The organism is Photobacterium sagamiensis (assembly GCF_050337085.1).
GTDB lineage: Bacteria > Pseudomonadota > Gammaproteobacteria > Enterobacterales > Vibrionaceae > Photobacterium > Photobacterium sagamiensis.
Map to the genome: position 1 here is coordinate 1 of NZ_JAKJSP010000057.1, position 20,782 is coordinate 20,782.

At 45.5% G+C, this 20,782-nt stretch carries 16 protein-coding genes; 9 read left to right on the forward strand and 7 right to left on the reverse strand.

Annotated features, from left to right (window positions below; genetic code table 11):
• The 7 genes from L4D76_RS23080 to btuD form a co-directional block, all read left to right on the forward strand.
• A partial coding sequence (locus tag L4D76_RS23080; protein ID WP_428443217.1) for a transposase occupies window positions 1–181 on the forward strand: 181 nt, incomplete at its 5' end.
• Window positions 182–767: 586 nt separating this feature from the next.
• Window positions 768–1,751, forward strand: a complete 984-nt coding sequence (pheS, locus tag L4D76_RS23085; RefSeq protein ID WP_428443218.1) for a phenylalanine--tRNA ligase subunit alpha — start codon at window positions 768–770, stop codon at window positions 1,749–1,751.
• An 18-nt stretch (window positions 1,752–1,769) separates the two neighbouring features.
• Entirely contained in the window at window positions 1,770–4,157 is a 2,388-nt protein-coding gene (pheT, locus tag L4D76_RS23090) for a phenylalanine--tRNA ligase subunit beta (RefSeq protein WP_428443219.1), read from the forward strand.
• Window positions 4,158–4,667: 510 nt separating this feature from the next.
• A complete protein-coding gene (ihfA, locus tag L4D76_RS23095) occupies window positions 4,668–4,964 on the forward strand; it encodes an integration host factor subunit alpha (RefSeq protein WP_107282389.1) in 297 nt (98 codons plus the stop codon).
• A gap of 289 nt (window positions 4,965–5,253) precedes the next feature.
• A complete protein-coding gene (gene astE, locus L4D76_RS23100) occupies window positions 5,254–6,300 on the forward strand; it encodes a succinylglutamate desuccinylase (protein WP_428443220.1) in 1,047 nt (348 codons plus the stop codon).
• Window positions 6,301–6,404: 104 nt separating this feature from the next.
• Window positions 6,405–7,397 (forward strand): vitamin B12 ABC transporter permease BtuC, encoded by a 993-nt coding sequence (btuC, locus tag L4D76_RS23105; protein WP_428443221.1) that lies wholly within the window; start codon window positions 6,405–6,407, stop codon window positions 7,395–7,397.
• Window positions 7,398–7,412: 15 nt separating this feature from the next.
• Complete coding sequence (gene btuD / locus L4D76_RS23110; RefSeq protein WP_428443222.1) at window positions 7,413–8,174, forward strand: vitamin B12 ABC transporter ATP-binding protein BtuD; 762 nt, start codon at window positions 7,413–7,415, stop codon at window positions 8,172–8,174.
• Between the two features lie 82 nt (window positions 8,175–8,256).
• Here btuD and L4D76_RS23115 read toward each other — a convergent pair whose 3' ends face one another.
• The 7 genes from L4D76_RS23115 to L4D76_RS23145 form a co-directional block, all read right to left on the reverse strand.
• Complete coding sequence (locus tag L4D76_RS23115; protein WP_428443223.1) at window positions 8,257–9,945, reverse strand: methyl-accepting chemotaxis protein; 1,689 nt, start codon at window positions 9,943–9,945, stop codon at window positions 8,257–8,259.
• 318 nt (window positions 9,946–10,263) lie between these two features.
• Entirely contained in the window at window positions 10,264–11,922 is a 1,659-nt protein-coding gene (locus L4D76_RS23120; RefSeq protein ID WP_428443224.1) for a putative transporter, read from the reverse strand.
• A gap of 498 nt (window positions 11,923–12,420) precedes the next feature.
• Window positions 12,421–12,771, reverse strand: coding sequence for a hypothetical protein (locus L4D76_RS23125; RefSeq protein WP_428443225.1), 351 nt, complete (start codon window positions 12,769–12,771; stop codon window positions 12,421–12,423).
• 131 nt (window positions 12,772–12,902) lie between these two features.
• Complete coding sequence (locus tag L4D76_RS23130; protein WP_428443226.1) at window positions 12,903–13,592, reverse strand: TSCPD domain-containing protein; 690 nt, start codon at window positions 13,590–13,592, stop codon at window positions 12,903–12,905.
• 30 nt (window positions 13,593–13,622) lie between these two features.
• On the reverse strand, window positions 13,623–15,773 hold the full coding sequence (locus tag L4D76_RS23135; RefSeq protein ID WP_428443227.1) for an adenosylcobalamin-dependent ribonucleoside-diphosphate reductase: 2,151 nt from the start codon (window positions 15,771–15,773) through the stop codon (window positions 13,623–13,625).
• 464 nt (window positions 15,774–16,237) lie between these two features.
• The gene (locus L4D76_RS23140) at window positions 16,238–17,272 is read right to left on the reverse strand and encodes a porin (RefSeq protein ID WP_428443228.1); all 1,035 of its coding nucleotides are present in this window, start codon (window positions 17,270–17,272) and stop codon (window positions 16,238–16,240) included.
• Window positions 17,273–17,754: 482 nt separating this feature from the next.
• Window positions 17,755–18,381, reverse strand: coding sequence for a thiol:disulfide interchange protein DsbA/DsbL (locus L4D76_RS23145; RefSeq protein WP_428443229.1), 627 nt, complete (start codon window positions 18,379–18,381; stop codon window positions 17,755–17,757).
• Window positions 18,382–18,622: 241 nt separating this feature from the next.
• Here L4D76_RS23145 and yegD point away from each other — a divergent pair, with 241 nt between their 5' ends.
• Together yegD and L4D76_RS23155 are read left to right on the forward strand one after the other, a co-directional pair.
• Complete coding sequence (gene yegD, locus L4D76_RS23150) at window positions 18,623–19,975, forward strand: molecular chaperone (RefSeq protein WP_428443230.1); 1,353 nt, start codon at window positions 18,623–18,625, stop codon at window positions 19,973–19,975.
• Window positions 19,976–20,323: 348 nt separating this feature from the next.
• Complete coding sequence (locus L4D76_RS23155) at window positions 20,324–20,734, forward strand: ester cyclase (RefSeq protein ID WP_428443231.1); 411 nt, start codon at window positions 20,324–20,326, stop codon at window positions 20,732–20,734.
• Window positions 20,735–20,782 lie beyond the last annotated feature (48 nt).

The following is a 20,782-nucleotide window of genomic DNA, read 5'->3' on the forward strand; positions in this document are numbered from 1 at the left end:
TTACATGATATTGGTCTATCTTCCGGTATACAGTCCGGAATTGAATCTGATCGAAATCCTTTGGAAACAGGCCAAGTATTACAGACGCCGCTTTATTACTTGGAGTAAAGAAACACTGGAAGCAGAAATCGCTGCCTTGTTAGATGGCTATGGCAACTTATTTGAAATAAGTTTTTCTTAGTTACTTAAGATAAATAGCATTGTGCTCAACGCCGCCGTAAGAGTTAAAAATTCCGTAATGAATGATGAATATTGCCACAATACCCAGTAATTTTAGGCTATCAAATGCGTAAATTCTTTTCATTTTCTCTCCGATAAATAGGTTCATCTAAGTTGTACAGAAAGGTCGATTTGACATTAATTGAGTCCGCATATCCTGACTTGGATCAAACTGACATCGTGATCGTCTGGGCTGGAATAACGATAAATAATGGTCTGTCGTATCTCTGCAGTCTTTGCGGCACAGTCAATAAGGGTGTAGTTTCATATTGTTGGCAATTTCAACATATTGTTGTACATATTCAAGCGTCATATTGACGTTTCATGACATTTCATGACTCCGCGCGAGTGATTACTCGATTACTATTGTGTTATACCCATGAGAGAAGTTTTGGCCGGTTCACAACAACAAAGCGGCATTATTTTTGTTCAATTCCCTCTTTTTATTACGATTCGATTTGGATTTAGACGCGTGTTTCTTTAGTATGTATCGTTACGCGAATTTATATCTCCCGAAAGGACGCCACCTGTGGGTGGATGAGGAAACGATGCAACATCTAGACGAGATTATTGCCAATGCAACGGCAGCTATAGAGCAGGCTGAATCATTAGTCGCTCTGGACGAAGTCCGAGTTCAGTACCTAGGTAAAAAGGGTCACTTAACCCTTCAACTACAACAACTAGGTAAACTACCACCAGAAGAGCGTCGCACTGCGGGTCAAGAGATCAACAAAGCGAAGCAAGCTGTTCAGGCACTACTCGTTGAGCGTAAAGACGCTCTACAGCGTGCTGAGCTAGAAGCGAAGCTTGCAGCAGAAACAATCGACATTTCTCTTCCGGGTCGTCGTATTGAGAACGGTGGTCTACACCCTGTTACCCGTACGATCGAACGTATTGAAAGTTTCTTTGGTGAGCTTGGTTTTACTACTGAAGCTGGCCCAGAAATCGAAGATGCTTTCCACAACTTCGATGCATTGAACATTGCTGAAGATCACCCAGCACGTACGGATCACGATACCTTTTTCTTTAACCCAGATTTGATGCTTCGTACGCACACCTCTGGTGTTCAGATCCGTACTATGGAAGAAAGCCAGCCGCCGCTACGCTTTATCGCGCCTGGCCGTGTTTATCGTAATGACTACGACCAAACACATACGCCAATGTTCCACCAGGTGGAAGGCATGCTAGTTGACGAGAACGTTAACTTTGCACAGCTTAAAGGCATTCTTCACGACTTCCTATGTAACTTCTTTGAAGAAGAAGTGGAAGTGCGCTTCCGTCCATCTTACTTCCCATTCACAGAGCCTTCAGCTGAAGTTGATGTGAAAGGTAAGAACGGTAAGTGGTTGGAAGTACTAGGTTGCGGTATGGTTCACCCGAACGTACTTCGCAGCGTAGGTATTGACCCTGAGAAATACTCTGGCTTTGCATTTGGTATGGGCGTTGAGCGTCTGACTATGCTTCGTTATGGTGTAAACGACTTACGTGCGTTCTTCGAGAACGACCTTCGTTTCCTAAAACAGTTTAAGTAATCCAGAGGTTTAATCACTATGAAATTCAGCGAATCATGGCTTCGTGAGTGGGTTAGCCCTGCGGTTACTACTGACGAACTAACACATCAAATTACAATGGCAGGCCTTGAAGTAGACGACGTTCTACCAGTGGCAGGTTCATTTACTGGCGTTAAAGTGGGTCAAGTTGTTGCTTGTGAACAACACCCAGATGCAGACAAACTGCGCGTAACCAAAGTCGATGTAGGCGCTGAAGAGCTGCTAGACATCGTGTGTGGTGCGTCAAACTGTCGTCTAGGCATCAAAGTGGCTGTTGCTACTGTTGGCGCAGTACTGCCTGGTGATTTCAAAATCAAGAAAGCAAAACTACGTGGTCAACCATCACACGGTATGCTTTGTTCTTTCTCTGAGCTGGGTATTGATGTCGAGTCTGACGGTATCCTAGAGCTAGCAGAAGACGCAGTACTGGGTACTGACTTCCGTGAATTCCTAGGTCTAGATGACGTGACTGTTGATGTTGATCTAACAGCAAACCGTGCTGACTGTTTCAGCATTCGCGGTCTTGCGCGTGAAGTCGGTGTACTAAACCGTGCTGACGTGACCGCGCCTCAGTTTGACCTGGTTGCGCCATCTATCGATGACACTGTATCTATCGAAGTTAAAGTGGCTGATGCATGTCCACGTTACCTTGGCCGTGTGGTTAAGAACGTGAACATTAAAGCTGAAACACCATTATGGATGCAGGAAAAACTGCGCCGTTGTGGTATCCGCTCTATCGATTCTATCGTTGACATCACTAACTACGTGATGCTCGAAATGGGTCAGCCAATGCACGCGTTCGACCTTAACAAGGTTGAAGGTGGAATTGTGGTCCGTATGGCTGAGCAAGATGAGATGATCACGCTGCTTGACGGTACGGAATCTAAACTGAACAGCGATACCTTGGTTGTTGCTGATCACGGCAAAGCGCTGGCCATTGCCGGTATCTTCGGTGGTGAGTTCTCTGGTGTTCACGCAGATACAAAAGACGTACTGCTTGAGTGCGCATTCTTTGCACCTGACGCAATTCGTGGTCGTGCACGTAGCTATGGCCTGCATACAGATTCATCATTACGTTTTGAACGTGGTGTTGATTCAACATTACAAGTCGAAGCAATGGAGCGTGCAACACAGCTTCTAGTTGAAATCTGTGGTGGTGACGTAGCGCCTGTTGTTAGCGTTGAGTCTGAAGCAGATCTGCCTAAGCCAAACACAGTAGCACTACGCCGTACAAAGCTTGATAACCTGCTAGGTCACCACATCGCTGATGCTGATGTTGTTGAAATCCTAGAGCGTCTTGGCCTAACTGTTGAAACAACAGCGGAAGGTTGGATGGCAACGGCACCAACATGGCGTTTTGATATTGCTATCGAGCAAGACTTGATTGAAGAAGTTGGCCGTATTTACGGTTACAACAACATTCCAAATCAGTCGCCAGTTGCTGCGCTAAGCATGAACGACCATAAAGAAGCGAACCTGCCGCTTAAGCGCGTACGTGACCTTCTTGTTGACCGTGGCTACCACGAAGCAATTACTTACAGCTTCGTTGAGCCAGAGCAGCAAAAACTGATTGTTCCAGGTGTTGAGCCGCTAATTCTGCCATTCCCAATTTCTGCAGACATGTCAGCAATGCGTCTTGGTCTTATCCAAGGCCTATTGAACACTGTTGTCCACAACCAGAAGCGCCAGCAGCCACGTGTTCGTTTGTTCGAATATGGTCTACGTTTCATTCCATGTGAATCTGCTGAAAACGGCATGCGTCAAGAGCCAATGCTGGCGGGCGTTATTGCTGGTTCTCGCAGCGAAGAACACTGGGACATCGAAACTAACACGGTTGATTTCTTTGACCTGAAAGGTGACCTGGAAGCGGTACTAGAGCTGACTGCAAACGACGTTGCATTTGGTTTCAAACCAGCGAAACACCCAGCACTACACCCTGGCCAAACAGCAGCAATCGTTGTTGATGGCAAAGAGGTGGGTGTGATCGGTACGGTTCACCCAGAGCTTGAGCGCAAGTTTGGCCTAAATGGTCGCACTATTGTGTTCGAAATTGAATGGAATGCGATCAACACGCGTGTACTACCTGAAGCTGCTCAAGTGTCTAAGTTCCCTGCAAACCGTCGTGATATCGCGATTGTTGTGAACGAAGATGTAGCAGTAGGCGACGTAGTAGAAGTATGCCGTGCAAACGGTGGTGAGCTACTAACAGCTGTTAACCTGTTTGATGTTTACTGCGGTAAAGGTGTGGAAGAAGGCAATAAGAGCCTTGCTATTGCACTGACACTACAATCTGCTGAGCGCACGCTTGAAGAAGCTGATATTGTTGGTGCAGTTGATAGTATTGTTGCAGTTCTTGCTGAGCGTTTTGGTGCAAGCCTGCGCGACTAGCTTCATACTAGAGTAAATACTTGATTTATAACTGAGTAATAAAATAAACATTGTCTTTTTAAGTCTTTGTTTTGAGAAAGCAGCCAGAAATGGCTGCTTTTTTTTGATCTAAATCTAAAAAATTCTAACATTCTGATTGTTAGTGATATTTTCTGAATTATGCGATTACTTTGGAGGGTTGTGCTGTATCTTGCTGTTTTATTAGGGTTTATTATTTGTTCAATTCGATTTCAAGCTCAACCAGGTGCATGGAAATGGGGCCAGCCTCACCCTCTAAATCAATAATTTGACACGAACGTCACTTAAAAAAGTTGGCGGAAATCAGCAAGTTGGCTTAAACTTGTCCTAGTTGAGGTCGAACGGGTATTACCCGAACTTAACTGCATATCATTTTGATGATATGCATGTTTCGGCCCAGCCAAACTAATTCGCAGTGATACGCTAACTTGTACTAATACATATTCGAGTTGTGTGCACTATCCATTCAGCATAGTCTTGAGGGAGTTATCAATGGCGCTCACAAAAGCCGATTTGGCTGAGGACCTGTTTGAGAATGTTGGATTAAGCAAACGGGACGCCAAGGATACGGTGGAAGTCTTCTTTGAAGAAATCAGGAAGGCTCTTGAAAATGGCGAGCAGGTAAAGTTGTCAGGTTTTGGTAACTTCGATCTGCGCGACAAAAACGAGAGGCCGGGACGTAACCCGAAAACGGGTGAAGATATTCCAATTTCTGCACGCCGTGTTGTTACTTTCCGCCCTGGTCAGAAACTTAAAGCTCGCGTAGAAAGTATAGATATCGAAAAATGAGAGCCTTAAGTTAACGCTTAAACCACACAATAAAGACCCAAGCGAAACGTGTAGATTCGCTTGGGTCTTCTTTTTATACTCTTCCCACAGCCCACAGCCCACAGCCCACAGCCCACAGCCAATTTCATAAATTGCGATATCCCGCAGAAAAGCAAGCGTTACAAAGATGTAGCTAGCTTGTATAGTAAATGGGATTGGCATGATAACTCTGGTTGGATTATACCGATTGGTATTAGATAGTTATCTCGATTGGCATAACAATATGATTGGCATGACACGGAGGTTGTAAATGACATTGCTACAGTCGGTGAAAGAGGGGGAGTTCTTAGCGGCAACACTGGATCTTTCCCTACCTTTTGAAGCCAGTGAATGGACGTTGGATTCTGGTGTGCGCTGTTATTTGCCTCATCGAGGTGTGTTGCACATTACACCCGCAGAGTTGAATGATTCTGTTAAGGATATCGTAATTTCTTCTGGTGTTCATGGTGATGAAACAGGGCCGATAGAACTCGTTCAGCAACTGGCACAACAAATTCTGCAGGGGAAAATTGAACCCAAGCATCGGCTATTACTGATCATTGCGCACCCTCAGGCAATTAACGCTCATACACGTTTTATCGACGAGAATATGAACCGTCTTTTCGCTGCTCGAAATGATGACGCTAATGTTGATCGTGTTGTGGCTAATCAGTTACAAGACGCCGTTGATCATTTCTTCGAGCAAACCTCTGCCAGTCATCCAAATCGTTGGCATTTGGATTTACATTGTGCCATCCGGGATTCTGTCCATCATACGTTTGCTGTCAGCCCTTATACTGAGAATAAAACCCGCAACCAGGCGTTGTTTGCTTTCTTACAGCAAGCAGACATTGAGGCGATCTTATTATCTAATTCCCCGTCTCCGACATTCAGCTGGTATAGCGCCGAAAAATTTGCGGCGCAGGCGCTGACGATGGAATTAGGTAAGGTTGCAGCCTTAGGGAAAAATGACTTAAAACAACTTGCGCCTTTTGCTGAGGCCATAAAACAGCTGGTCTGTGAATCAGAGCTTCACAGTGAATGGAAGGCGGGAATACCACGGGTTTATCGTGTTACCAGGACATTAGTGAAGCACACACCGTCTTTTGCCTTTAACTTTCCTGCGCAACAGGCCAATTTCTCATTTTTTGAGCATGGCAAACTATTGGCACATGATGAAGGCGTGGAATACTTCTCTTTAGAAGGGGGAGAAGCCATTGTTTTCCCTAATGCCAATGTCGCGACAGGGCAGCGAGCCTGCTTACTGGTTCAGCAGACGGAAGTTGTTACAGGCGATCAGGTTGTCGCTAAAATCTAAATTGCATCCCAGTTGATGAAAAGAAGACCATTTATCGCTGGTCTTCTTTTCATTTAATCATTGAGAAGGTATTGTTAGCGCAATATTTTTTATCGCGACTTCCAATGCTATTAAACGATCTTATTTTACGTCAGCAAGCGAAATGGAAATTCAGCTTTTGGATTGTTTCGGCCTTATTGTTGGCAACTTGCCTGTTTTCACTTGCTATCGGTGAACTATGGATCCTGCCATGGTCACCAGATGGTGCCCTCGAACAACAACTGTTGCTTCAGTTACGTTTCCCCAGATTGATCGCAGCATTAGCGATTGGTGCCTCTCTTGCTGCTTCTGGTTCAGTATTGCAAGTGTTACTGGGTAACCCTCTGGCAGAACCCGGGGTGCTTGGTATATCCGGTGGCGCGAGCCTGGCATTGGTGATTCTGCTCTTTGCTCTGCCTTTTGCGCCAACCCCGATGTTAACCATGTTCGCTGCGATGGCCGGCGCCTTATTGTTTACTATGGTGTTAGTGGGCTTATCCCGTCGGCGGAAGGTCTCAACAGCACGCCTGTTACTCATAGGTGTTGCATTAGGGATATTATCGGGCTCAGTCGTGACATGGGCGTTTTACTTCAGCGATGATCTGAACTTGCGCCAGCTTATGTACTGGTTGATGGGCAGTGTTGGCGGCGTAAGCTGGTCACAACTGTCTGTATTATTGTTAGTGGTGCCGGTTTTATGCTGGCTCTGTATTCAGGGTAAGAAACTGGATTTACTGATGTTGGGCGAAACCCAGGCCAGGCAGTTAGGACTGGATGTAGCTTCGTTGCGCTGGCGGTTTATTCTTATTGTGTCGTTGCTGGTCGGGGCTTCTGTTGCGCTGGGTGGAGTGATTGGGTTTGTCGGCCTCGTAGTGCCTCACCTGCTGCGCTTAAGCCTTGGTACTGAAAACCGCTACTTGTTACCATTATCGGCACTGTGTGGTGCTTTGTTACTGGCTGTAGCCGATACGTTATCCCGAATTGTGTTACCGTCAGCAGAGCTGCCTGTTGGTGTGCTTACCACCACCATTGGTGCCCCGGTATTTGTCTGGATGTTGCTTCGTTCTCAATTTGATTAAAACTCGGTAGATACCATGATATTAGATGTACAAAATCTGGCGATGCCACCGCGGTTACTTCCGGTTTCCTTTTCGATTGAACCAGGTGAGATCGTTCACTTCATCGGCCCTAATGGCAGCGGTAAAAGTACCGCGATTTCGATGCTTTCCGGATTATATGAAGGGCAGGGGAATATTGAGTTTTTGGGCCAGCCTTTAGCGGATTATGATTTGCCGTCACTTGCCCGGCTACGGTGTTACTTAGCGCAGCAAGATCGCCCGGTGTTCTCTGTTGGGGTGCATCACTATCTGGCGCTCTCATTATCTGCTTTAAATAAGCCGGATGAGTTGAAAGTGCAACAGGCGCTGGATGAAATATGTCATGCACTGAATATCAGCGACAAATTGAACCGGAATATTCAGCAGCTCTCTGGCGGTGAATGGCAACGTGTTCGTCTTGCCGCCGCCTGCCTGCAAGTGTGGCCGAGTATTAACCCTGAAGCGCATCTTTTGTTATTGGATGAACCGGCTGCAGCACTTGATATCGGTCAGGAAGCAGCAATGTATAAGTTGGTGCGGCGCATGGCTGAACAGGGGGTTGCAGTAGTTATGGCAAATCATGATCTCAATCGAACCCTACGCGAAGCAGATAAAGTATTGCTGCTCAATAACGGGTCATGCGTTGCCAAAGGGCACCCGAAAGAGGTAATGACCGTTGAACAGCTTGAAACAACTTTTGCGACTAAGGTACAGCGCATTGAATATGATGGCCGTAGCTGCCTGCTGTTTAATGACTAACAGTTAATATCAGCTGCTAAAACGGCAACTCTTGAGTTGCCGTTTTATCGTTTGCAGGATATGAACTTGGTATTGCTTAGTATTAGCTGGTTTTAAACTGGCCAACTAATTGTTTCAGCTCGCCTCCTGCTTGGTTAAGTTCATTGACGACTTGCTCTGAGGTGCTGCTAGAGTGGATGAGTTCAGAGACAATATCTTGAATGGCAACCATGTTGCGGTTGATTTCATCTGTGACAGAGCTTTGCTCTGTCGCTGCCGTTGCAATATGGCTGGTCATATCGTTAATCGCTTCAACCGCGCCAGTCACAGAAGACAAGCTATCGGTGATGGAGTTAGCAGCATCAACAGCCTCGTGACAGGTTGATTGGCTGTGGTCCATCGACGATACGGCCTGAGCGACCAAGCGATGCAACTCATCCAGCATTTCTTTTATTTCTTTCGTGCTAGATTGCGTGCGGCTTGCAAGCCCGCGAACTTCATCAGCGACAACCGCAAATCCCCGGCCTTGTTCACCAGCACGTGCGGCTTCAATGGCAGCGTTCAGCGCCAGCAGGTTAGTCTGCTCTGCAATTTCACCAATGACCTTCAGCACATTATCAATTTTTTGTGACTGCTGGTTGAGGGAATGAATATGTTGTCCGGCCTGATCCACTTCCTCGACCAGAGCGGTGATAGAGACAACAGAAGTATCAACACGCTGTTGAGCAACCAGAGAATCCTGACTAGCATTGCTGGTGGCGTTTGACACTTCGTTAGCATTCATCGCCACTTCACTGGCAGCAGAGCTCATTTCTGTTACTGCGGTAACAACTTGCTCGGTTTCATTGTTGTGAACCTGCAATTGGCGGGTCAGGGCGATGGTTTGATCGTTAATGTTATTTGCGGCACCAGTGACTTGTTCAGTAACATCAGCAACCTGGCTGATGATACTTTGCAGCTTGGCGGCAAAGCGGTTAAACGCATGACCTAACTGGGCAATTTCATCGTTACCTTTAACGTCTAAACGACGGGTAAGATCACCTTCACCGTCGGCAATATCATTCAGAGTATCGACCATACTCTTCACCGAGCGTGTTATGCGGTTGGCAATAAAAATGATGACGATAATGGTAAGAATACCAAGAATGAAAGAACTGAGCAGAACCAGCTTTAATCGTTCTTGCATTGCTTCCGTTGATAACAGCTGGTACTGCGCAACTTCAGTATCAACATCATCGATATAAATGCCTGTACCAATATACCAGTCGGTACCATTAACCGAAGCGGCATAGCTTAGTTTTGGCTGCGGGGTAGGATTGCCGTTTTTCGGATGAACATAGTTGACGAAACCCCCACCTTGTTGCGCGGCCTGGTATAGCTCCTTAAGAATTTTGACACCGTTCGGATCTGTCATACCCCGATGGTTTTTATCCTGCTTCTCCGGACTAGCGGCATGAACAATGTTGTTGTCATTCTTATCGTAAATAAAAATGTAGCCGGTATTGTTAATAGCAAATCTCAGCGGGAGCAGCAGTTGCCTAATTTGTTGAATCGCCTGATTTTTATCACTATTGGCGGCGAGGATACTCTCAACAGCATGTTTGTTAATATTAACCGCATCTTTCAGCTGGTTTTGACGCTCGCTGATTAACTGTTCTTTAAAGTGAATAACCTCTTCATCTAACGCTTTGTTTTCTAATGTGCTTATGATACCAATAGCGACGCTCATAATAATGAAAAGTGGAACTAAGCTGAGCAATAACAGTTTACTCTTTAAATTGAGTTTATGCATAACAACACATACCTATCTATAGTATTTATAATAATGGCGCGGGCTAGCTGTAGTTATTATATCGGCGAGGGAAGTTATATCTTTAGGTTTACTTGTTAATGACTTGTGGTTGTTAAGTTGTATTTAAATCAAGAAATTAGCGTTTATTTAAAGTTATTGCTCCAATAAATAATAAATTATTTAAGAATATAATCGTTGTTATTAATATAAATATTAAGAGCTAGCGTGCATATTGGAAACTATTGCGCATATTAATAAAAAACCACTGTCCTGAAGGCAGTGGTTTTTTATTGCAGTGCTTTTCTGGCTGCTAATGAATTACATGGTCCAGAGTAGCAGGGCGAGGATCTGGGGCGAGAGAATACGCAGACACATCACTAGGGGATAAACCGTCGCGTATGACAGGGCTGAGGCGCCGCTGGTCGCATGCAAGCCGTTAGCGAAAGCCAATGCCGGTGGATCGGTCATGGAGCCGGCCAGCATGCCGCATATTGTCAGGTAGTTCAATTGTCCGACGATCCGGGCAATAAAGCCAACCGTCAGCAGCGGAAATAAAGTAATCACAATGCCATAACCCATCCAGCTTAAACCATCGCCATTGACCAGGGTATCGACAAAGCCTCCACCGGATTTCAGGCCAACAACAGCCAGGAACAGTACGATACCCATTTCACGCAGGGCAAGGTTGGCACTAGGCGGCATAAACCAGTACATTTTACCGATACTGCCAATACGTGCCAGGATCAGGGCAACCAGTAACGGCCCGCCAGCCAGACCGAGCTTTATTGCGGCTGGAAAGCCGGGAAGATAGAACGGAATAGAGCCTAGTAACACCCCTAAACCAATCCCCACGAACACCGGGAGCATCTGGACCTGCTGCAGTTTTTGATGGGCGTTGCCGACAATGCCACTGACGGCTTCAATGGCTTCATGACGCCCGACCAGATTCAGGATATCGCCAAACTGCAGTGTCGACTGGCTGGTTGGCACCAGTTCAACACCGGCACGGTTTAGACGTGAAACCACCACATCATATTTTTCTTTCAGATCGAGATCGCGGATCTTTTTACCCAGCACAATTTCATTGGTGACCACTAGGCGCTGAACCCGTAACTCCGTTCCTCGTGTGGAAAGCGAAGTATCGACCTCTTCACCAATCACCAGACGGGCTTTTTCGAGGGCGCTTTTGTCGCCGACAAGGTGAAGCAGATCATTAGTTTCGATTCGGGTATCAGGGCGGGGAACATGCAGGGTTTCACCTCGCTTTAAGCGGGAGCAGATGATGTCACCTTCAGTCAAGGCCGGTACAGCCTGTAACTGTAATCCATTGAGGTTAGGGTTACGAATGGCCACGTTCAGTGTATGCAGGCTTTCCTTTTTATGACCGCTGTGGATTTCAAATTCTTCTGCTTCTTTATCAACGTTGACCTTAAACGCTAAACGAAGGATCCACATTGTCAGCAGAATACCGCAGATCCCGAAAGGATAAGCCACCGCATAACCCATACCCGTAAGATCGAGCATACCGTCCTGAGCACCTAATTCCGTTAAGATCTGCTGGCCAGCACCCAATGACGGCGTGTTGGTCACGGCACCTGAGAAGACGCCTAAAATAACAGGAAGCGGGACATCAAAGATCTTGTGCAGGCCGATGGCAACCATACAGCCTAATAAAACGATCAAGGCAGCAAAGCCGTTGAGTTTAAGGCCGGAGCTTCGCAGTGAAGCAAAGAACCCCGGGCCGACCTGGATCCCGATAGTGTACACAAACAGGATCAGGCCGAACTCCTGAATGAAGTGCAAGGTATGTGAATCGAGAGCGATGCCCCATGCGTCGGTAAAGTGACCTACGAAAATGCCGCCAAACAGCACCCCGCCTATCCCTAATCCGACCCCACAGATGCGCCAGTTCCCAATCCATAAGCCCAGCACCGCAACCAGCGCTAATATGCTGATAGATAGTGCAATGTCACTCATGGTGAGTCTCCGTAGTTTTCTTAAATGAAATCGTTTTCATCATAACAGCAGAGATCTGCCGAAAATTCGGTGAAAGATCTGCGTCAGGGGTAGGCTTTGGGACTCAGTAAGGACTGATTTCGCTCTTAGGCGAAAGGAGTGAATAGGGAGTTAATGTCTACAGCTGGTGATGGATCATTTTGGTCACTAAACCCAATCGAATAATCATATAATCACCTGATTATTCAGTTAGCTACTAGTAGGCAGCAATGCTCTGCTATTGTCTTTGTTTCATATTAATAGCGCATTATTATTAATGTTTTAAGCGGGTTTCCCTATAAATGTGCGGTTGCCCACGATAAAGATGTACTGGGATAAGTGCTTGTTAAACAATGAAATGATTTGTAATACAATATGTTTTTGAATTGTTAACGCTGACGTCGGTTAACGATAGAAATGCCAGTACTTCGACTGGCATTGTGATGATAGTGGTTTGGGTATATTGGGTATAAAAGAAAATTACTGACGTTTGGGTTGCTGGTAAGTACGGCCAGCCGCCTGGTAAGTGTCTTTATGCTTTATCTCGAACATAGCGTAGAAGAACCACGCAATAAACTTCAGCATCTCATCGCCATCGTTCATTACCCATTCAACATATTCCTGTTCTTCACCTTGTTCATTCTCTTGGGTGAAAACGTGGTAGATACGTTTCTCACCTTCGATTTCCGCAAGCTGGAATTGGCCGGTTAATGATGCCGCAGCTTCTGCTACCTCCAGCTCTTCTGTGGTTTGAAGTGCTGCTAACACTTGCGGAAGACTTTCTTTCTGGCATAGCGCTTTAACTAAAATTTCAAATTCGTTTTGTTGCATGACTTATCAACTCAATTGTTTAATGCCAGTATTGTATCAGATTGTCTTACTCTGACTATTTTGAATGACTTGGTATAAATATAAAAAGCTGCCGGAAGGCAGCTTTTTTTAGTCACGAACGCTAAGAAGCATTAGCCGCACTTAGATTCGCCGCAGTTAAGACAAGTCTGACAGTTGTCTTTAATAATGACGGCCTTGTTATGGCATTTGTAGCAAAGCGTGGCACTGCGTGGAAAACTTCCTGTGCTTTCTTCGTCAGCGTCATCTTTTTTACCTTCCAGTTCCGCTTTTTTAGCATCTAGAAATGCCTTCTGATGCTCGTCGACCTCGGGTTCTCCCAGCATGCCGATTTTAGTCAGGTGCTGTTCGATGATGTTACCGATCTCTGCGATAAGCGAATGAACATATTTCCCTTTATTCCAGTAGCCACCGCGCGGATCAAACACCGAGCGTAGCTCTTCAACCAGAAAGGTACAGTCGCCGCCTTTACGGAATACCGCAGACATAATGCGGGTTAGCGCAACAATCCACTGATAGTGCTCTAAGCTCTTAGAGTTAATGAACACTTCAAACGGTCGACGTACCTCGTGTTCTGTGCCTTCGTTTAGTACCACATCGTTAATGGTGATAAACAATGAATGCTCAGAAATATGCTCGGGCGTTTTTAGCTTGTAAGTCGTGCCCAGCAGTATATCAGGCCGCGGCATGCCTTCATGCATGTACTCAACCTTCACTTCAGGTTGTGTTGCCTGCTGTGATAGATCTTGTTCCTGGCTTTTAACTTGGAAGCCAACAATTTTGCTGTCAATTTTTTTGACCATGATTCTATGACCTGTCCTGATTGGTATTGCTTAATACTTACCGTAGTAGCCTTCTTTAAGGGCATCGTAAAGGTTTGCCGCAGTGTGGGTTTCACCGTCGTACTCGATCTCTTCGTTGCCTTTAACTTCCAGCGTTGACCCGTCTTCGAGGTTGAAAACGTAAGTGGTATTTTCCAGATCACTCTCTTTGACAAGTACGCCCTGGAACACTTCCGGGTTAAAGCGGAACGTTGTGCAGCCTTTAAGACCTTTATCGTAGGCATCCATATAGATGTCTTTGAAGTCTTCAAACGGGAAGTCGGTTGGTATGTTAGCTGTTTTTGAAATTGAAGAATCAATCCAACGCTGGGCAGCAGCCTGTACATCTACGTGCTGGCTCGGCGTAACATCATCAGCAGTGATGAAGTACTCCGGTAGTTTTGTTTCTGTTTCAGTGCTGTATGGCATGGCTTTGTGGTTGATCAGCTCGCGGTAGGCCAGTAGTTCAAAGCTATACACATCAACATTTTCTTTGGTTTTCTTACCAGTTACGATCACATTACGGCTGTAGTGATGGGCGAAGCTTGGCTCAATACCATTACTTGCATTGTTTGCCAGTGACAATGAAATAGTACCGGTTGGCGCAATAGAACTGTGATGGGTAAAACGTGCACCTGTTTTTGCTAACTGTTCAATCAGTGCTGGTTCAATCTCAGCAACCTGCTGCATGTAACGGCTATATTTAGCGTGCAGCACTTTACCTTTTACTTTATCGCCAATCTTGATGCCATCTTTTGCCATTTCAGGGCGCAGACGCAGCATTTTTTCCGTGATTTCGAATTCTTCATCCATCACCGGGGCAACGCCTTTCTCTTTTGCCAGGCTCAGTGCTTCTTTCCAGCCGGTGATTGCTAATTCCTGGGCGACTTGTTCTGTGAAAGCAACCGAGGTTGCACTGCCGTATTTATGGGTCAGCATAGTGATAGTAGACCCCAATCCTAAGAAGCCCATTCCATGGCGACGCTTATGCGTGATTTCGTGGCGTTGTTTTTCAAGTGGCAGCTGGTTGATTTCAACTACGTTATCCAGCATACGAGTGAAAATAGCGACAACGCGGCGGAAGCCATCCCAGTCAAATGCGGCTTTATTTGTAAAGGGGGCACGTACAAATTTAGTCAGATTGATGGAGCCAAGCAGGCAGGCACCGTAGGGTGGCAGTGGCTGTTCACCACACGGGTTAGTGGCACGGATCTCTTCACAGAACCAATTGTTGTTCATCTGGTTAACTTTATCGATCAGGATAAAGCCAGGTTCAGCGTAGTCATAGGTTGACGTCATAATGACGTTCCATAAGTTGTGAGCAGGTATGGTGCGGTGAACCTTGCATGCAACCCGGCCTTCATGACCTTCAACCAGGTTATCTTTTACAGGCCAGTCAGCCCAGACGATCGTCGGATCGTTATTAAGATCCAAGTTATCCTGTTTTGCTTCTTTTGCGGTGACAGGGAAGATCAATTGCCACTCATCGTCATTTTTGACTGCCTGGATAAATTCTTCAGAAATTAGCAGTGAGAGGTTGAACTGGCGCAGACGACCGTCTTCGCGTTTGGCGCGAATGAATTCGATGATGTCAGGGTGGCGAATATCCATCGTACCCATTTGAGCGCCACGGCGTCCTCCGGCAGAAGAGACGGTAAAACACATCTTGTCATAGATATCCATGAAAGAGAGAGGGCCAGATGTGTAGGCTCCCGCACCTGATACAAAAGCACCACGAGGACGAAGGGTGGTGAAATCATAACCGATACCGCAACCAGCCTTCAGGGTCAGGCCTGCTTCGTGGACTTTGCCTAAAATGTCGTCCATCGAATCATCGATGGTTCCGGAAACGGTACAGTTGATTGTTGATGTCGCAGGTTTATGTTCGAATGCGCCTGCGTTAGACGTGATACGCCCCGCAGGGATTGCGCCATTACGCAATGCCCACAAGAATTCGTTGTACCAGTGTTCTCTGACTGTATCTTTTTCTAAATCGGCTAACGCGCGAGCAACGCGTTTGAAGGTATCATCAAGCGTTTTATCAATAGCTTTTCCATGCTTTGATTTCAGACGATACTTGCTATCCCAAATCTCCATTGAGGTCGATTGGAAGGCAATATCGATTGCTTGAGATACTTCAGAAGCCGTTGGGTTTTTCGCCATTATGAATGCACCTTAATATTTGTCGTAATTCATGCACGATGGAGACAGAACGATAAGCAATCCAGAGCTTAAATCTGTTCCCTGTACCTCGACATTGAAGAGGTACTTGTGGCAGATGATAGATTAAAGCACTACATGTAGTGCTTGGCAAGTGGCCATGCCACAATATCTGCTCTTGTAAGTATGGTGTGAAATGAGATGAGTGACTTGTATATTTCACGTTTTGATAATGTGAGCAGCTGAAGATTATGGATCAGATTACGATAGGAATGATTAGAGGTTGATCAAAATGGCTGAAAATAGTTGCAGTACACAATGAGGAATTGTGACCATTACGCAATGGATCTGACTGTATCAACTTATCACGCGGTAAGTGGGAAGGAATGAGTCAGAGGCCTGAACAAGTGTTTAGCCACTGCAAACAAAGGTGCTCCGAAGAGCACCTGTGACGACCTTTGGTGAGGTTAGAAGTTGTAACGTACCAGCAGGGCTAAGACATCGTCTAGGTCAGCATCAGAGCCGTTGCCATTTTTACTGCTGATATCCATCTTGTATTCAGCCGACAGGATAACAGGGCCGGTTAGGTAGGCCGCTCCAACTGTTGCGTATGCGTATTTAGCTTGTGAGTTGTCATCCTCAAGCTGGTTATAGCCACCTAGAATTTGGAACTGATTGATGTTGTAAGAACCGAACAGTTCTAGGCCTGTTGCTTCTTTAATTGCGCCGTCTGCTGTTGTATCAGCATCTGAGAAATAGCTTTCACCTTGCTGGTGGTTACGAGACTGGTTGTAGTTTGCAGCAAGGTATAAGCCATTGTTCTCATACTTGACGACAGCATTTGCAATTTTAGCATCTTCACGATCGTTGAACTGAGTTTCAGCATATACCGCACTCAGACCGAGGCCGAAATCAAAGTCGTAACCTGCCATGGCCTGGTAGCCGTAGTCACGGTGAAAATCGGAGTTATTATCTTCGAACTGATACTGAACACCAATTTGCAGCCCGCCAAAGTTGTTGCGATATTGCAGTACGTCATCAGCACGACCAGTACCGTGCGGTCCGCCGTCGCTTACAATACCGTCATAGCTACCTGCTGTGTCACCACCGAAGATCCAGAAACGGTCAGTGGCACCAGCTACATCATAGTGAACAGACCAGGCTTTACCCAGAGTAAAGTGACCAATGTTTTCTTTATCAGCAGTGATGTTACCTAATCGGTTGAAGAACAGATTGTCTTTACTGCTGTTAGATAGCGCATCGAATCCCCATTCTGCTTTTGCACCGATATCCCAGCCACCTTCAAGAGCATGCGTGAAACCAAAATTGATACGAGAAGACTGGCTACCGAGACTATTTTCGCCATCAGAAAATTTGGCACTTGCGGCAAGACGACCGCCAACGGAGAGCGTACTGCTGTCATCGTTATAAATTTCTAGTGCCTGAGAAGAAGTTGAAGCTGCCGCTGCTGCAATTGCTAGTGCAATGATTTTCTTGTTCATTTTAATGCATCCTACATTATTCTGTTGTGTAGCATTTTCTATCCGAAATGCTTATTCACTTTCAGGGATATAGGCGGTTCAGCGTTAGTAAAATGTTCTCAATTGATATCACCATGATGATTGATGAGTATATGTGTTTAATATCATGTTGTTACGTATATTTCGTTACAAAATTTACAACTATAAATAGTGCTAAAACGGAATTATTTGCGGCTCAGAGCCTGCTGATAAGAAGGAAAAATATTGTTTTATATCGTTTGTTGATTTGAGTGATTTACCGACTACTTGGCATGTTTTTGGGTAATGCCTTGCGAGGATGTTAGTGGTGTTGAGCCATTCCGAGTTGGTATTTGGGAAGGGTTGCCTGGGTATAGTTATGAAGGGGTAAAAACGCGGTTAAGTAGGGAATTAGCAGGGAATAAGAAGATTAACAATGCTCTGATACCAACATCAAAGCATTGTTGTTGTAGGTTTTGGCAGATTTAGTCGACTTGCGTGTTGAGATAACGGATCGTATTGGCAATATCTTCGAGGCTTTCGTGGGCATCTGTTTGTATCAGGTATTTGCCTTTGACTAAAAATGCAGGAACAGAAGCCACTTCAGCATTTGCTACCAACGTTTCAGCAGCGCTGAGCTGTTGATACACAGTTTTATGTTGCTCTTCGCTGAGTTCATAAGGGCTCAGCAAGTCATATTGCTTAAAGATTTTTTCTAATGATGCTCTCTTTTCTTCAGGTGATAAGTTTTCATCACTGTCTTGAACATAGGCAAACAGATCTTTTACCAGTTGCTCGCTGGGTTTATCGCTAGTTTGAATGGCTGCGGTATAGAAAATATATGCGGCGAGTTGAGCACCTTCATTAAACGTGACATGGACTTTCTCGATATCAACCTTGGCCATCGACTGTAATTCAGGCAGCATCGCTTCCATATTACGGCAGTGGCCACAGCCTAACGAAAAGATCTCAATAACATCTGCTGTGTCAGTCATTGGCGTTGGAATTATGGTGTATTTATCCCCTTCTTGAGGGACGTTGGCATCACTGCAGCCTGTGATGGTGAACAGGGCGATCAGCAGAGCGAAAAATGGTTTAGAAATAGACGTCATCGTTTTTATATCAATCAACAAAATAAAGACTAATTATGAATGCTAATGAACAAAAATACCTAGCATCCCGTCAAAACAATTTATTTTGTTATCAATAAGCGGTTAGTATCAGACTCTTATCTGCTCTGTCAGAGCTTGCATGAAGCAATTGATCAAAATTTGTCATATTGATCAATCGTAAAGGTAGTGCTGGACGTAAAATCAGGATAAAATCGCCGGCTTTTTTATGGGGAGGTTCGGCATGTACATCGGGTTTGATTACGGAACAGCAAACTGCTCTGTGGCAGTGATGGAGCAGGGGCAACCGCGTATGTTGCCGTTAGAAAAGGGTAATCAGTACATCCCTTCCACCTTATGCGCGCCAACCCGTGAAGCTGTCAGTGAACATTTATTTCGCCATATGGGGATTTCACCATCGGACACTGCGGGTGAGCAAGTACTTCGCCGGGCAATCGCGCTAAATCGCGAAGAAGATATAGATGTCGAAAAGGGGGACTTGCAGTTTGGTCAGGCCGCTTTAGATCTTTATCTGGAAGATCCAGAAGAAGTTTACTACGTAAAATCGCCTAAATCGTTTTTGGGTGCGAATGGTTTACGTGACGTGCAAATCAGCTTTTTTGAAGATTTGGTGTGCGCCATGATGGTAAACATCAAGGCCAATGCTGAGTTAGCGACCCAACAGAGTATCACGAGTACTGTGATAGGCCGCCCGGTGAACTTCCAGGGCAGTGGTGGTGATCGTGCCAATCAGCAAGCTGAAATGATTTTAACTCAGGCCGCGAAACGTGCCGGTTTTAATAACATTGAATTTCAATTCGAGCCCGTTGCGGCAGGCTTAGAGTATGAAAGTACCTTAACGGAAAACAAAACCGTGCTGGTGGTCGATATTGGTGGTGGTACGACAGACTGCTCACTGATTGAAATGGGACCGGAATGGCGTGGCCGTACTGATCGTCAAGGCAGTTTACTGGCACACAGCGGTCACCGGGTTGGCGGCAATGATTTAGACATTCATTTAGCGTTTCGTCAGCTGATGCCATTGCTTGGTTTGGGGAGTCAAACGCAAAAAGGCATCGACATGCCAATTAGCCAGTTCTGGAACTCAATCGCCATCAATAATGTCGTGGCACAAACGGATTTTTATAGTGCTTCTAATCTAAGATCGCTGGATCAGCTAAGGCGAGATGCGGCGGAACCTGAAAAGCTGCAACGTCTGATCCAGGCTTATCACGAAACACTGGGATACCAGATAGTTAGAAAAGCAGAAGAAAGTAAAATTGCACTGTCAGAAGCAGCAACGAATAAAGTGCAGCTGAACATGCTTTCTGAGCTGCTTGAAGTGACGATTAGCCAAAATGATATGGCTGAGGCGATTGAATCACCCAAAGAGAAAATGAGTGGTTTGGTAGCAGAGGCCATGGCTCAGAGCGGAAAAAAACCAGATGTGATTTATATGACGGGCGGCACTTCGCGATCGCCAATATTGCGTTCATGTATTGAGCAACAATTACCTGATGTTCAGATAGTGAGTGGCAGTTACTTTGGTTCCGTGACTGCAGGCCTGGCTCGTTGGGCAGAGCACTGCTTCGCGTAACAACACCATTACCAGGCCGTCTTCTCACAGTTAGCCCTCTAATTTTATCTGACCATTTAGAGCGTCTCTCGGAGTCTAGTACTTCATCACAGAAGTTTTGACGAGTTCAGTCACCACACTTCGTCATTCCGTAAAGAGAGGCACGAACTTATACGGAATCTAAGGAGCCCAAAAACAACATTTTAGTGAAAAATGTCGACATTTCCCCAGTTTTTTTGTGATTTTCTGTCTAATCTTGTTCAAGTAGAGGTATCGGTAATTGCGTGCACTTAAACTGCAGGCAACACTCTGAATTGAGCTGAGAATTGTCCCGATTGATATGATCCAAGTGATCTGAGGTATAGGCGTATGAATGAAAATGACAGGGTGAGTTACTGGTTTAATGAAGTGTTAGCCAAAGCGAACGGAAGTGTGCTGGCCGAATGTGCGACAGATCCTTTTAATTTTCATCTCTCTGGTGGCCGCTGTTTGGCGCTGAGCCATGAAGATTACCTTTCCTACTTAGTTATCTGGAATAAAAGGTTTAAAAATGTTCAGTTTACGATTAATCAGATAATTAATGATGAACAGAAAACCGTTGCCGTTTATAAATGCAATGCGACCTACCATGGTGGCTGGCTCAAAATACCGGGGAAAAACCAGAATGTTACAATGACAGGAATGTTGTTGTTTAAGATGAAAGACGGTTTGATGACGGATTGCTGGCTTGAAGACAGTAGCTTCGATTTGTATCAGCAGTTAACACGGTATCTGGAATAGAAAAAGCGGTATCCTCACAATACCGCTTTTAATAAACATATATTTGTA

Bases quoted from the DNA above. Each gene is read 5' to 3' on its own strand.
- btuC (WP_428443221.1), top strand. From the start codon at position 6,405: ATGCTATTAAACGATCTTATTTTACGTCAGCAAGCGAAATGGAAATTC.
- L4D76_RS23155 (WP_428443231.1), top strand. From the start codon at position 20,324: ATGAATGAAAATGACAGGGTGAGTTACTGGTTTAATGAAGTGTTAGCC.
- astE (WP_428443220.1), top strand. From the start codon at position 5,254: ATGACATTGCTACAGTCGGTGAAAGAGGGGGAGTTCTTAGCGGCAACA.
- L4D76_RS23120 (WP_428443224.1), bottom strand. From the start codon at position 11,922: ATGAGTGACATTGCACTATCTATCAGCATATTAGCGCTGGTTGCGGTG.
- pheT (WP_428443219.1), top strand. From the start codon at position 1,770: ATGAAATTCAGCGAATCATGGCTTCGTGAGTGGGTTAGCCCTGCGGTT.
- L4D76_RS23115 (WP_428443223.1), bottom strand. From the start codon at position 9,945: ATGCATAAACTCAATTTAAAGAGTAAACTGTTATTGCTCAGCTTAGTT.
- L4D76_RS23140 (WP_428443228.1), bottom strand. From the start codon at position 17,272: ATGAACAAGAAAATCATTGCACTAGCAATTGCAGCAGCGGCAGCTTCA.
- L4D76_RS23135 (WP_428443227.1), bottom strand. From the start codon at position 15,773: ATGGCGAAAAACCCAACGGCTTCTGAAGTATCTCAAGCAATCGATATT.
- L4D76_RS23125 (WP_428443225.1), bottom strand. From the start codon at position 12,771: ATGCAACAAAACGAATTTGAAATTTTAGTTAAAGCGCTATGCCAGAAA.
- ihfA (WP_107282389.1), top strand. From the start codon at position 4,668: ATGGCGCTCACAAAAGCCGATTTGGCTGAGGACCTGTTTGAGAATGTT.
- yegD (WP_428443230.1), top strand. From the start codon at position 18,623: ATGTACATCGGGTTTGATTACGGAACAGCAAACTGCTCTGTGGCAGTG.
- btuD (WP_428443222.1), top strand. From the start codon at position 7,413: ATGATATTAGATGTACAAAATCTGGCGATGCCACCGCGGTTACTTCCG.
- L4D76_RS23130 (WP_428443226.1), bottom strand. From the start codon at position 13,592: ATGGTCAAAAAAATTGACAGCAAAATTGTTGGCTTCCAAGTTAAAAGC.
- pheS (WP_428443218.1), top strand. From the start codon at position 768: ATGCAACATCTAGACGAGATTATTGCCAATGCAACGGCAGCTATAGAG.
- L4D76_RS23145 (WP_428443229.1), bottom strand. From the start codon at position 18,381: ATGACGTCTATTTCTAAACCATTTTTCGCTCTGCTGATCGCCCTGTTC.